Here is a 13480-nt window from a genome sequence, read left to right on the forward strand (position 1 = left end):
CGCGCCCATGGCCTATTTCGAACATGAAGGCTGTACCCTGCACTACCAGCAATACGGTCAGGGCGAACCGCTGGTGCTGCTGCACGGCCTCGGTTCGAGCAGCCTCGACTGGGAGCTGCAGGTGCCGCTGCTGAGTCAGCACTACCGGGTGATCCTGCTCGACAGCCGCGGCCATGGCCGCTCGGACAAACCCACCGACGGCTACCAGATCGCAACCTTCAGCGAAGACCTGCTGGCCCTGCTCGAACACCTGCAGACCGGCCCGGTGCACCTGGTTGGCTTATCGATGGGGGGCATGATCGGCTTTCAGTTCGCCGTCGATCACCCGCGCTGGTTACGCAGCCTGTGCATCGTCAACAGCGCCCCCGAGGTCAAACGGCGCACCCGCAGCGATTGGGTCTGGTGGGCCAAGCGCTGGGCCCTGGCCCGCGCCCTGAGTGTCGAGACGGTGGGCAAGGGCCTGGCGGCGCGCCTGTTCCCCAAACCCGAGCAGGCTGACCTGCGGGAGAAGATGATCCAGCGCTGGGCGCGCAACGACAAGCGCGCCTACCTGAAGAGCTTCGACGCCATCGTCGACTGGGGCGTGGCGGAACGCATCGGCCAGATCCAGTGTCCGACACTGGTGATCGCCGCCGACCACGATTACACCCCGGTACAACTAAAACAGCGTTACGTCGAACGGATCCCGCACGCCAGGCTGGCGGTAATCGAAGATTCGCGGCACGCTACGCCGCTTGATCAAGCCGAGGTCTTCAACCAGACCCTGCTGCAGTTCCTCACTAGCGTTTCCACCTCTCAAGGATCTTTGAGCCCATGCTGAAAAAAATTCTGCTCGCTGCCTGTTCGGTTGCTTTTGCCACTAGCGTCCTGGCCTCGGACAAGACCCCGCACGTGCTGCTCGACACCAGCTTCGGTCCGGTCGAAATCGAGCTGAACGCCGAAAAAGCACCGATCAGCACCAAGAACTTCCTGCAGTACGTGGACAGCGGCTTCTACAACAACACCATCTTCCACCGGGTCATTCCGGGCTTCATGGTGCAGGGCGGTGGCTTCACCGAGCAGATGGTGCAGAAAGACACCAAAGACCCGATCAAGAACGAAGCCAGCAATGGCCTGCGCAACACCCGCGGCACTTTGTCGATGGCGCGCACGTCCAACCCTAACTCGGCCACCAGCCAGTTCTTCATCAACGTGAATGACAACGCCTTCCTCGACCCGGGCCGTGACGCTGGCTATGCAGTGTTTGGCAAGGTCACCAAGGGTATGGAAGTGGTAGATCAGATCGTCAATTCGCAGACCACCGTGAAAAAAGGCATGCGTGATGTCCCGGCTGACCCGGTGTTCATCAAGTCCGCCAAACGCATCGACTGACCGCTGGTTTCACAGGGACGTGATACTACCTGCGGTCGGGTAGAACAGGAGTTGCAATGCCCATGCTGTACCGCCGTTTCGAAAAGCTCATCGATATCTTCCGTGACGCCCCGAGCGAGGCTCCACCAAGTACGGTGTGGGCCTTCTACCTGTACTACCTGCGTCAGGTCTGGCCGAGCTTCGTTGCCCTGCTGATCGTCGGCCTGGTCGCAGCGCTGATCGAAGTGGCGATGTTCGGCTACCTGAGCCGGATCATCGACCTCGCCCAGGGCACCCCGGACCCGAACTTCTTCAGCCTGCACGGCGCCGAGCTGCTGTGGATGCTGGTGGTGGTGCTGCTGATCAGACCGCTGTTCTTCGGCCTGCATGACCTGCTGGTGCACCAGACCATCAGTCCGGGCATGACCAGCATGATCCGCTGGCAAAACCACAACTACGTGCTCAAGCAGAGCATGAACTTCTTCCAGAACGACTTCGCCGGGCGCATCGCCCAGCGCATCATGCAGACCGGCAACTCGCTGCGCGACTCGGCGGTGCAGGCGGTGGATGCGCTGTGGCACGTGCTGATCTACGCGATCAGTGCGCTGGTGCTGTTCGCCGAGGCCGACTGGCGCCTGATGGTACCGCTGCTGGTGTGGATCGCCTGCTACATCGGCGCACTTTGCTACTTCGTGCCACGGGTCAAGGCGCGAGCGGTGGTGTCTTCGGATGCCCGCTCCAAGCTGATGGGTCGGATCGTCGACGGCTACACCAACATCACTACCCTCAAGCTGTTTGCCCATACCGACTACGAGCAGCAATACGCCCGTGAAGCGATCAGCGAGCAGACCGAGAAAACCCAGCTGGCCTCGCGCGTGATCACCAGCATGGATGTGGTCATCACCACGCTCAACGGTTTGCTGGTAGTCACCACCACCGGCCTGGCGCTGTGGCTGTGGAGCAACTCGCTGATTACCGTGGGTGCCATTGCCCTCGCGACCGGCCTGGCGATCCGCATCGTCAACATGTCGGGCTGGATCATGTGGGTGGTCAACGGCATCTTCGAGAACATCGGCATGGTCCAGGACGGCCTGCAGACCATTGCACAGCCGGTCACGGTCACCGATCAGGCGCAGGCGCCAGCGCTTGAAGTGACGCGCGGCGCGGTGCGCTTCGACAACATCGGCTTCAACTATGGCAAGGGTCGCAGGGTCATCGATGGCCTGAACCTGGATATTCGTCCGGGTGAGAAGATCGGTCTGATCGGCCCGTCCGGCGCCGGCAAGTCGACTCTGGTCAACCTGCTGCTGCGTCTATACGACGTTGAAAGCGGGCGCATCCTGATCGACGGGCAGAACATCGCCGAGGTCAACCAGGCCAGCTTGCGCGCACAGATCGGCATGATCACCCAGGACACCTCCTTGCTGCACCGCTCGATCCGCGACAACCTGCTGTACGGCAGGCCCGACGCGACCGACGAGGAAGTCTGGGCCGCTGTGCGCGGGGCCAGGGCCGATGACTTCATCGGCCAGTTGTCCGACTCGCAGGGCCGCACTGGCTTCGATGCGCATGTGGGCGAGCGAGGGGTCAAGCTCTCGGGTGGCCAGCGCCAGCGCATCGCGATTGCCCGAGTACTGCTGAAGAACGCGCCGATCCTGATCATGGACGAAGCCACCTCGGCACTCGACTCAGAGGTGGAAGCGGCTATTCAGGAGAGCCTGGAGACGCTGATGCAGGGCAAGACGGTGATCGCCATTGCCCACCGACTGTCGACCATCGCGCGCATGGATCGACTGGTCGTACTTGACCAGGGCCATGTGGTCGAGACCGGCACCCACGCCGAACTGCTCGCCCATCAGGGCTTGTATGCACGCTTGTGGCAACACCAGACGGGCGGCTTCGTCGGGGTCGACTGACAGCCTTGTCGCGCCGGGCCTGCACAGGCTCGGCGTACACCTTGCTGACCCTTACTCCTGACGATAAGGCAGCATGCCCCGCGCCTCTTCGGCGTAAGCTCTGACGCCCTCCCCCTCCTGCTGCAAAAACTCCGCGACCGCCTCCCGCAAGCCTGGATGCAGCAGGTAATGCCACGAGCGAGTGATGACTGGCTCAAAGCCGCGAATCAGCTTGTGCTCGCCCTGCGCGCCAGCATCAAAACGTTGCAGCCCTTCAGCGATAGCGAAGTCCATGCCCTGATAAAAACAGGTCTCGAAGTGCAGCCGGTCGAACTCATCCAGGCAGCCCCAGTACCGCCCGAACAGGCTGTCGCCGCCGACCAGGCTCAAGGCCATGGCCACATCGCGGCCGGCCTGACGCGCGATCACCACGCGGATGGCCTCGGGCATGCGCTCGGCCAGCAGGCTGAAGAACTCACGGGTCAGATACGGCGCCCGCCCGCGGATGGTGTAGGTGTTGGCGTAGCACAGGTAGACAAAGTCCCACTGCAGCTCACTTAGCTGATCACCGCGGTACCACTGGAAGTCGATACCGTGGCCAACCACCTGCTCACGCTCCTTGCGCATCTGCTTGCGCTTGCGCGAGCTGAGCGTGTCGAGAAAGTCCTGGAAATCTCGATAGCCGCGGTTGCGCCAGTGAAACTGACAACCGAGGCGCTCCAGCCATCCCGGCAAGCCGGCGATGGTCTGGTCCAGCGCGGTGTCGGTGAAGTTGATATGCGCGCCGGACAACCCGCCCTTGTTCAGGTATTCAGGCAACGCCTGCAACAACAGCAAGCCGTCGGCTGAATCCTGCATCAGCACGCGTGGGCCACTGACCGGGCTGAACGGCACCGCGCCGAGCAGCTTGGGGTAGTAGGCGATACCGGCCCGGGCACAGGCATCCGCCCAGCCGTGATCGAACACATACTCGCCAAACGAATGCCACTTGCGATAGGCCGGCAACAGCGCGCGCACCTCGCCGTCGCGCTCCAGCACCAAGTGCTCGGCGGCCCAGCCGGTGGCCCGTACCACACTGCCGCTGTCTTCCATGGCACTGAGAAACGCATGCCGCAAAAACGGCTGGCCAGCGGGCACCAGTGCATCCCAGCTAGCGGCTGGCAGGTCGCGGATGTGGGCAAGGCTGTACAAGCTGATCACGATATAAGCGCTCGTCGAGGTGGCCGCCAGTATCCGGCAAGGATGGCGCCACTGACAAATCCAGGCGGACTGTTTAACCGCAGTGCCACTAAATAGACATTATTCTGTCATTGCCCCCCGCAATACTTGCGCCTGTTTTCGAAACCGCGGCGACCTGTCTATTCAGGCGCTTTGCGCAGAATTGCCAACTCGGGGGTGGGCGTCCAAGCCTCCCCATATTGCTCAACACGGGAGAACTTTATGCGTCTTGTTTCTACACTAACTGGAGTGAGCCTGACCGGTCTGATGCTGGCTCTGAGTACTCCAGCCAGTGCTGCAGTCGACGCCAAGCTGCTCGAGATGCTCCGCGCCAATGGTTCGATCAACCAGGCACAGTACAACGAGCTGCAGGCCGACCTGTCTCAGGAAACCAAGGAAAAAGCCACGCAGAAAGCCCAGGCCGAACGCATGAGCTCCTTCGAACAGAAAGTCGCCTGGGCGGCCAAGACCCAGATCAAAGGTGATGTGCGCCTGCGTTACGAAGACGTCAACGTCGACGACCCGAACGCCTCCAGCGGCAACCAGGACCGTCAGCGCGTGCGTGCTCGCGTCGGCTTCTACAGCGAGATCAACCCACAGGTCGATGCAGGCGTGCGTATCGCCACCGGCAGCAGCGCCGACCGCCGTTCGACCAACCAGAGCCTGGATAACTACTTCGACAAGAAGTCGCTGTGGGTCGACCTGGCTTACCTCGACTGGCACCCGACTGCCCTGCCCGGCCTGCATTTGATCGGCGGCAAGATGGCTCAGCCGTGGGTGAGCATGGGCGACATCATCTGGGACAGCGACATCAACCCGGAAGGCGTGGCGGCTACCTACAAGACCGACCTGGGCGGCGCCGAGGTGTTTGCCAGTGCCGGTCAGTACACCCTCAAGGACAACGTCGACGGCGACGGTGTGCAGTACAAGCATGATGCGCAGGTCTACCACGGCCAGTTGGGTGCACGCTTCGCTCCGGCAGACACGCTCAAGGTCACCGTTGGCGCCAGCATCTACGGTTACGACAACGACAAGGAAGCGACCATCCTGCGCTCGTTCGGCAACACCACCAACGAGTTCAACCTCGTTGAAGGCTTCGGCCAGATCGACCTGACCGGCCTGGCGCTGCCACTCTCGGCCTATGGTCAGTACGTGAAGAACACCGACAGCACCGATGGCGAAGATCAGGCCTGGCTGGCGGGTCTGAAGACCAAGCTGGGCGCCTGGAGCCTGGATTACAACTACCGCGACGTGCAACGCAACGCTGTGGTCAGCCTGTTTACCGACTCTGACTTCGGCAACGGTTACACCGGTTCGCGTGGGCACAAGTTCAAGGTCGGTTACGAAATCGACAAGAACTTCTCGGTGGGCGCTGCTTACCTGATGGCCAAGACCGACCTGTCGCAGCTGCCGAACAGCAATGCAGATGTCGACACCCTGCAGGTGGATCTGGAAGCCAAGTTCTAACCGAGTAATCTGGGGCCCCGGCAAGGCCGCTCCTACACCGCGGTCTCTTGTAGGAGCGGCCTTGCGTCGCGAAATGAGGGCGCAGCCCTCACCGGGGCCGCTACAGCCAAACACAATCCCAATGCGAATACTCACCAACTCTGCGCACGATCCCCGCGCGTATTGGTGAGCAAATATGAGCGTCCGGGCTCGGATATTCGGCCACGGCGTAAGCTGTGGGCGTGGGGACTTTCCATTTCCTGCTCCTTTTGTGGGGTTCGGATACGGTAGTCGCGGTGGCGCTGAGGGATGTGTGATCAGGGTGTCCGGATGGTACGCCAGTGAGGGCTGCGCCCTCATTTCGCGACACAAGGCCGCTCCTACAGAGGACCGCGCATGACTGGCTAGCGCGGTCTCTTGTGTCGCGAAAGGGCTGCAAAGCAGCCTCGCTGTTAGATCACAGCTTGCGCAGGATCACGCTGCCAATCGAATACCCCGCCCCAAACGAACTCAGTACGCCCAACGCGCCCTTGGGCAGATCATCCTGATACAAATGCAGGGCAATCACCGAGCCCGCCGAGCTGGTATTGGCATACCGATCAAGAATCACCGGCGCATCCTCTTCAGCCACCTCGTGGCCGACCAGCTTCTTCACGATCAGATGGTTCATGCTCAGGTTGGCCTGATGCAGCCAGAACCTGCGCACGTCACTGGCCTGCAGATCGTTCTCGGCCAAATGCTGAGCAATCAGCTCGGCCACCATCGGGCACACTTCGCGGAACACCTTGCGACCTTCCTGCACGAACAGCTTGTCGGCAGCACCCTCACCGTCTTCGGCAGTGCGGTTGAGGAAGCCAAAGTTGTTGCGGATGTTGTTGGAGAACTGGGTCAGCAACTTGCTGCTGACGATCTCGAACTGATGCGCCGAGGTCGCCAGGTCGGCACGCTCGATCAGCACAGCCGTAGCGCCGTCACCAAAGATGAAATGGCTGTCGCGATCACGGAAGTTCAGGTGCGCGGTGCACACCTCAGGGTTCACCATCAGCACCGCCCGCGCCTGCCCCAGCTGCACGCTGTTGGCGGCAGTCTGGATGCCGAAAGTCGCCGAGGAGCAGGCCACGTTCATGTCGAAGGCAAAGCCCTGGATGCCCAACGCAGCTTGCACTTCGATGGCGATGGCCGGGTATGGCCGCTGCAGGTTGGAGCAGGCGACGATCACGCCATCGACATCGGCCGCAGTGCGGCCAGCGCGTTGCAATGCCATCAGCGCCGCGCTCACGGCCATCTCGCAGAGGATCGACTGTTCTTCGTTGCTGCGCTCAGGCAGCAACGGCTTCATCCGCTGCGGGTCGAGGATGCCGGCCTTGTCCATGACGAAGCGGCTCTTGATGCCCGAAGCCTTTTCGATAAAGGCCGCATTGGATTCGGCCTGAGCCTCGACCTCGCCACGCTCGATGGCGTCGGCGTTGTCGGCATTGAATTGCTGCACCCAGGTGTTGAACGACTCCACCAGTTCTTCATTGGAAATGCTCTGGGCCGGAGTAAACAGGCCGGTGCCGCTGATCACGACGTTATGCACGATCGTTCCTCTGGTCGAAGGCCATCACGCTGGGGCGTTGGCCGAAATAGGGTTTGGCTAATGGCACCTTGGTACCAAGTTGAACCTGTAATTGTCTGCCTTGAAACGGCCGAAGGCTGTGCCTTCGAACGTTGCGCCTGGCCACACCTGCATCGGCGTATTGCTGCCCATGCCGGCCTGGCCAGGTCTCGCTGAAACCTGCAGCGAGTTTGCCACAACTTCAGCAATTTAGCCTTCTACCTGGCTCCACTGCTTGCTCAGGCGCTTGTCCGAAACCGCAACCTTGGTCCCCAACTGCTGGGCGAATAACGACACCCGGTACTCTTCCAGCAACCAGCGATACAGCACCAACTGCTCATCGCGCTTGCCTTCCTGGGCGTGCTTGTCGGCGCGGGTTTTGTACTGCGCCCAGAGGTTGGCCAGTTCGCCACTCCAGACCCGGTCCTTCTGAACCTGGCTGCCCAGCTTCTCCAGGCGCAGCTCGATCGCCTTCAGGCAACGCGGCAGCTCTTTGAGCCACTGCGCCGGTGTCTCTCGAATAAACCCTGGATAGACCAGGTTGGCCAACTGCTGCTTGATGTCGTTCAGCGACACCGCCTGACTCAGGTCGATCTTGCCCTTGAAGCGCTTTTGCAGGCCATGCCACAGCTTGAGGATCTCCAGGCTCAGGCGCGCCAGCCGCTCGGCATGCTCCGCCCAGCTGCCACGCTTGCGCTCGGCCAGCGACGCCAGCCCGGCGCCATCGCGCGGCAACTGCGCCTCGCCGTCGAGGATGCAGCTGTCGAGGCTGGCCAGGAGAATATCCTCGACCAGTGCCTCGACCCGGCCCATGTCGCGGTACAGCAAGCCCAGCTCGGTCAGCCCAGGCAGCTTGCTGCGCAGGAACTTGGCCGGCTCTGCCAACTGCTGCAGGAGCAACCGCTGCAACGCCCGGCGGTGCTGGAACTCGGCCTCGGCATGGGTCGAAAAACGCCCTTCGCGGACCGCGCCCTTGTCCTCGACCAGCGCCGGATACACCGTCATCGACAACCCGGCGATCTTCTGCTGGGCGGTCTCGGCTACCGGGGTAAAGGCCTTGGCCTGTACCGGCTGGTCGGATTTTTCGGTACGCGGCATGGCCAACGCCGCCTGGCTGGCGGCAACAAAGCGTGCAGTCAGCTCGGCCAGATCACGGCCCTCGCCGAGGAACTTGCCCTCGCCGTCGACCACTTCGATGTTCATCCGCAGATGGCTCTCGACCAACTCGACGGCTTCGGCCCAGGCTTCGTCCGAGACGCGCGCACCGGTCATGCGCAGCAACTCCTGGCCAAGGGCCTGAGGCAGGCTGCCCTGGCCAAAGGTCATGCGCGAAAGCGCTGCCTTGACGAAGTCCGGCACCGGCACGAAGTTCTTGCGCAGCGCCTTGGGCAGGCTGCGCACCAGGGCAATGCACTTGGCTTCGAGCAGGCCCGGTACCAGCCACTCCAGACGCTCGCCCGGCAGGCTCGGCAACAGCGGCGCCGGCACCCGCACGGTGACGCCGTCGCGCGGATGATTGGGCTCGAAGTGATAGCTCAGCGACAGGCTCAGATCACCGATCTTCAAGGTGTCCGGATACTGCGCGGCAGTGACTTCGCTAGCCTCGCGAGCGAGCACATCCTCTTCGCGCATGATCAGCAGGTTGGCGTCCTTCTGGCTGGTCATGCGGTACCAGGCATCGAAGGTCGCGGTCTGGTGAATCTCTGCCGGCAGGCGTGCTTCGTAGAAACCGTAGAGGGTTTCTTCGTCGGCCAGAATATCCCGGCGGCGGGCCTTGGCCTCGAGCTCGTCGAGCTGCTCGAGCAGGCGCTTGTTGGCCATCAGGCATTTGGCCCGCGACTGGATTTCGCCGCCAACCAGTCCTTCGCGGATAAACAGCTCACGCGAAACCACCGGATCGATCGGGCCGTAATGCACCGGGCGGCGACCGACCAGAATCAGCCCATAGAGGGTGATCTGCTCGAAGGCGACCACCTGGCCACGCTTCTTCTCCCAGTGCGGCTCGAAGTGGTTCTTCTTGATCAGGTGGCCGGCCAACGGCTCGATCCAGTCCGGTTCGATCTTGGCAACCATGCGCGCATACAGCTTGGTGGTTTCGACCAGCTCGGCGGCCATCACCCACTGCGGGCGCTTGCGACCGATGCCGGACGATGGATGAATCCAGAAGCGCCGCTGCCGCGCACCGAGGTAATCACCCTCTTCGGTCTTCTGCCCGATCTGGCTGAGCAGGCCGCTGAGGATTGCCTTGTGCATGCGCTGATAATCGACCGGCTCTTTGTTCACGGTCAGTTGCAGGTCACGGCAGATCAACGCCAGCTGCCGATGAGCATCACGCCACTCGCGCAGGCGCAGGTAGTTGAGGAAGTTCTTGCGGCACCAGTTGCGCAGCGGGTTGGCGGTCAGGGCCAGGCGCTGCTCTTCGAAACCGCGCCACAAATTCACCAGCCCGGCGAAGTCGGAGTCGACGTCCTTCCATTGCGCATGGGCCTGATCGGCCGCCTGCTGACGCTCGGGTGGACGTTCACGCGGGTCCTGCACCGACAGCGCACTGGTGACGATCAGTACTTCCTGCAGGCTGCCCAGGCGCGCGCCTTCAAGCAACATGCGCCCCAGCCGTGGGTCGATCGGCAGGCGTGCCAATTGCCGTCCGAGCGGGGTCAGCTGGTTCTCGCGGTTGACCGCCGACAGCTCTTGCAAGAGGTTGAAGCCGTCGCTGATGGCCTTGCCATCCGGTGGCTCGATGAACGGGAAGGCATCGATATCGCCCAGGCGCAGATGCAACATCTGCAGGATCACTGCGGCGAGGTTGGTACGCAGGATCTCCGGGTCGGTAAACGCCGGCCGGCCATTGAAGTCATCTTCGCTGTACAAGCGAATGCAGATGCCCGGCTCGACCCGGCCGCAGCGGCCCTTGCGCTGGTTGGCACTGGCCTGCGACACCGCCTCGATCGGCAGGCGCTGGACCTTGGCCCGGTAGCTGTAGCGGCTGATGCGCGCGGTGCCGCTGTCGATCACGTAGCGGATGCCCGGCACGGTCAGCGAGGTCTCGGCGACGTTGGTCGCCAGTACCACGCGACGGCCCGGGTGCGACTGGAAGATCTTCTGCTGCTCAGCCGGCGACAGCCGCGCATACAGCGGCAGGATTTCGGTGTGGCGCAATTGCGCCTTGCGCAGCATTTCGGCGGCATCGCGGATCTCTCGCTCGCCCGGCAGAAACACCAGCACGTCTCCCGGCCCCTTGCCGGCACTGCGCTCGTGCGCAGCAATCTCGTCGAGGGTGGCCAGAATCGCCTGATCGACGCTGAGGTCTTCTTCGACCTGGTTGCCTTCCTCGTCATGCTCGCTGGTCAGCGGCCGGTACCAAGTGTCGACCGGATAGGTCCGGCCAGACACCTCGATGATCGGCGCATCGTCGAAATGCTTGGAGAAGCGCTCCAGGTCGATGGTCGCCGAGGTGATGATCAGCTTCAGCTCGGGCCGACGGTGCAGCAAGGTCTTCAGGTAGCCGAGCAGGAAGTCGATGTTCAGGCTGCGTTCGTGGGCTTCGTCGACGATGATCGTGTCGTAGCGCTCAAGAAAGCGGTCATGCTGGGTTTCAGCCAGCAAGATGCCGTCGGTCATCAGCTTGACCAAGGTGTTGGCATCGCTCTGATCTTCAAAGCGCACCTGATAGCCAACCAACGCCCCCAGCGGCGTGCCGAGCTCTTCGGCCACCCGCGCGGCCACGCTGCGTGCAGCGATCCGCCGCGGCTGAGTGTGGGCGATCTGGCCGTGGCTGCCGCGGCCCAGTTCCAGGCAGATTTTCGGCAGCTGGGTGGTTTTGCCAGAGCCGGTTTCGCCGGCGATGATCAGCACCTGGTGTTCGCTCAGGGCTTTTTTGATCTCGTCACGCTTGGCCGCAATCGGCAGGCTGTCGTCGTAGCGGATACTCGGCACACTCGCCTGGCGCGCGCTGACTTTGTCGAACGAGGCTTGCACCTTGTCTGCCCACAAGGCCAGCTTGGCCTCGTCCGGGCGCTTGCGCAGCTCGTGCAGTTGCCGGCGCAGACGATGACGGTCGGCGATCATGGCGTGGTCGAGATTGTTCAGCAGCTGGTCGATGGCGTTATCAGTCATGGGGCTTTTTAATGATGCAGGTGAGCCTGCTGGTACATGATTGGCATTCGAAGAGGGGCGATTGTCGCAGATTTGCCGAATCTTTGCTTTCAGCGCCGGGCGCGGGTTGCGTGAACCTCAGCGAGCATGGCTGGCGCGAATGTTTAGCCAGTAGCTAACTTAAGGTAGCCATTCGCTGATTTAATCAACCTTACAGCCCATGGGAGTATCAACCCATGAGCGTCCCCACCCGCACCGCACGCCCGCCGTCCCGCCCTTCGCTGCCGAAGGCCCGGGCTTGTGTCGGCGAAAATCCATTGGTGCACATCATCCTCGCCTTCTGGGCCCTGTGGCACTGCCGCCACGCTCGCCCGCCCGATCTTTCGCCCGCGTTGCACTGACCAGACCCGGCGTCTCTGCGCCGGTTTACCCAGTCCGGCCTGGCGCCCATTGCGCGCAGGTCCGTGCGCCTCAGCAATGAGCCGCGAGCGAATCCACCATGCACTTTGCTCCCCTTGAGCAGGCCGAACAGTTTCTGGCCAATAACCCTGATATCGACCTGATCGAGCTGTTCATCCTCGATGCCAACGGTGTGCCCCGCGGTAAGCTGCTGCACCGTGACGAGCTGCTGGCGGTTTACCAAAGCGGCAGGCCGCTGCCGAGCACCATTCTTGGCTTGACCATCAATGGCGACGACGTGGAAAACTCCGGCCTGGTGTGGGACGTCGGCGATATCGACTGCCGCGCTTATCCCCTGCAGGGCAGTCTGGTGCGCCTGCCGTGGCGGCGGGTGCCAACCGCGGCGGTGCAAGTCAGCATGCACCCGCGTGAAGGCCTGCCAGCCAGTGTTGCTGACCCACGTCACGTCCTGCTGCGCACCATCGAAGCGCTCAAGGCCGACGGCTACCACCCGGTGATGGCCTGCGAACTGGAGTTCTACCTGCTCGACCAGCAGCGCGACGCCCACGGCCGGCCGCAGCCCGCGCTGGACAACGACGGCGGCCGCCCGCGCGCCACCCAAGTGTATGGCCTGCGCGAACTGGAGCAGATCGAGCCGTTTCTGGCTGACCTGTACGCCGCCTGCAAAGCCCAAGGCATCCCTGCGCGCACGGCGATTTCCGAGTACGCCGCAGGCCAGGTCGAGATCACTCTGGAACACGGCGACGCCCTGGCGGCGATGGACCAGGCCGTGCGCTACAAGCGCCTGGTCAAGGGCATTGCCCATGCCCACGGCATGCAGGCGTGCTTCATGGCCAAGCCGTTCGCCGAACTGGCCGGCACCGGCATGCACATGCACCTGAGCCTGGCCGACGCCGAGGGTCACAATCTGTTTGCCAGTGAAGATCCGGCCGGTACGCCGCTGCTGCGCCAGGCAGTCGCCGGTATGCTCCGCCATCTGCATGAATCACTGTTGCTGTTTTGCCCCAACGCCAACTCGTTCCGCCGCTTCCAGGCCAACAGCTACGCGCCGCTGGCGCCGACCTGGGGCGTCGACAACCGCACCGTGAGCCTGCGCGTGCCCGGCGGCCCGGCCAACAGCCGGCACATCGAACACCGCATCTGCGGCGCCGACGCCAACCCGTATCTGGCGGCTGCGGCGATTCTCGCCGCCACCCATCAGGGCCTGCGCGAACAGCTCGACCCCGGCGCGCCGGTGACGGGCAACGGTTATGCCCAGGCCACCGAACACCTGCCCACCGACTGGCTGACCGTGCTCGCTGCACTGGAGCAGTCGACCTGGGCCAAAGAGGCTCTCGGCGAGGATTTTCTCGGGGTATACCTCAAGGTCAAGCGCGCCGAGTACCGCCAGTTCATGGCCGAAGTCGGCGAGCAGGACTGGCGCTGGTACCTGCACCAGGCCTGAGCCCTACCCTTTTCA

At 62.8% G+C, this 13480-nt stretch carries 8 protein-coding genes; 5 read left to right on the top strand and 3 right to left on the bottom strand.

The window, feature by feature from the left end; genetic code table 11:
* Positions 1 to 7 precede the first annotated feature (7 nt).
* The 3 genes from M2396_RS12665 (at position 8) to M2396_RS12675 (ending at position 3266) form a co-directional block, all read left to right on the top strand.
* Positions 8 to 820, top strand: coding sequence for an alpha/beta fold hydrolase (locus M2396_RS12665; protein WP_101317579.1), 813 nt, complete (start codon positions 8 to 10; stop codon positions 818 to 820).
* Positions 814 to 1371: a peptidylprolyl isomerase gene (locus M2396_RS12670; RefSeq protein ID WP_101317577.1), complete on the top strand. Its 558-nt coding sequence runs from the start codon at positions 814 to 816 to the stop codon at positions 1369 to 1371. Before M2396_RS12665 ends, M2396_RS12670 begins: the two co-directional genes overlap by 7 nt.
* 62 nt (positions 1372 to 1433) lie before the next feature.
* Positions 1434 to 3266 (top strand): ABC transporter ATP-binding protein, encoded by a 1833-nt coding sequence (locus tag M2396_RS12675; protein ID WP_259075821.1) that lies wholly within the window; start codon positions 1434 to 1436, stop codon positions 3264 to 3266.
* A gap of 51 nt (positions 3267 to 3317) precedes the next feature.
* Here the strand turns inward: M2396_RS12675 and M2396_RS12680 are convergent, their stop codons facing one another.
* Positions 3318 to 4445: a GNAT family N-acetyltransferase gene (locus tag M2396_RS12680; protein ID WP_150571511.1), complete on the bottom strand. Its 1128-nt coding sequence runs from the start codon at positions 4443 to 4445 to the stop codon at positions 3318 to 3320.
* Positions 4446 to 4685: 240 nt separating this feature from the next.
* Here M2396_RS12680 and M2396_RS12685 point away from each other — a divergent pair, with 240 nt between their 5' ends.
* Complete coding sequence (locus M2396_RS12685) at positions 4686 to 5930, top strand: putative porin (protein WP_103436510.1); 1245 nt, start codon at positions 4686 to 4688, stop codon at positions 5928 to 5930.
* Positions 5931 to 6366: 436 nt separating this feature from the next.
* Here the strand turns inward: M2396_RS12685 and M2396_RS12690 are convergent, their stop codons facing one another.
* A complete protein-coding gene (locus tag M2396_RS12690) occupies positions 6367 to 7488 on the bottom strand; it encodes a beta-ketoacyl-ACP synthase III (protein WP_101317571.1) in 1122 nt (373 codons plus the stop codon).
* A 228-nt stretch (positions 7489 to 7716) separates the two neighbouring features.
* Entirely contained in the window at positions 7717 to 11622 is a 3906-nt protein-coding gene (gene hrpA, locus M2396_RS12695; RefSeq protein WP_259075283.1) for an ATP-dependent RNA helicase HrpA, read from the bottom strand.
* A 478-nt stretch (positions 11623 to 12100) separates the two neighbouring features.
* On the opposite strand from hrpA, the gene M2396_RS12700 reads away from it, so the two are divergent.
* Positions 12101 to 13465, top strand: a complete 1365-nt coding sequence (locus M2396_RS12700; RefSeq protein ID WP_150571508.1) for a glutamine synthetase family protein — start codon at positions 12101 to 12103, stop codon at positions 13463 to 13465.
* The last annotated feature ends 15 nt before the right edge of the window (positions 13466 to 13480 follow it).

The sequence above is a fragment of the Pseudomonas sp. BIGb0278 genome, from assembly GCF_024809895.1.
Classification (GTDB): domain Bacteria; phylum Pseudomonadota; class Gammaproteobacteria; order Pseudomonadales; family Pseudomonadaceae; genus Aquipseudomonas; species Aquipseudomonas shirazensis.

Excerpts from the sequence above, each read along its gene's own strand:
- M2396_RS12665 (WP_101317579.1), top strand. The coding sequence starts at position 8 with ATGGCCTATTTCGAACATGAAGGCTGTACCCTGCACTACCAGCAATAC.
- M2396_RS12670 (WP_101317577.1), top strand. The coding sequence starts at position 814 with ATGCTGAAAAAAATTCTGCTCGCTGCCTGTTCGGTTGCTTTTGCCACT.
- M2396_RS12675 (WP_259075821.1), top strand. The coding sequence starts at position 1,434 with ATGCTGTACCGCCGTTTCGAAAAGCTCATCGATATCTTCCGTGACGCC.
- M2396_RS12685 (WP_103436510.1), top strand. The coding sequence starts at position 4,686 with ATGCGTCTTGTTTCTACACTAACTGGAGTGAGCCTGACCGGTCTGATG.
- hrpA (WP_259075283.1), bottom strand. The coding sequence starts at position 11,622 with ATGACTGATAACGCCATCGACCAGCTGCTGAACAATCTCGACCACGCC.
- M2396_RS12700 (WP_150571508.1), top strand. The coding sequence starts at position 12,101 with ATGCACTTTGCTCCCCTTGAGCAGGCCGAACAGTTTCTGGCCAATAAC.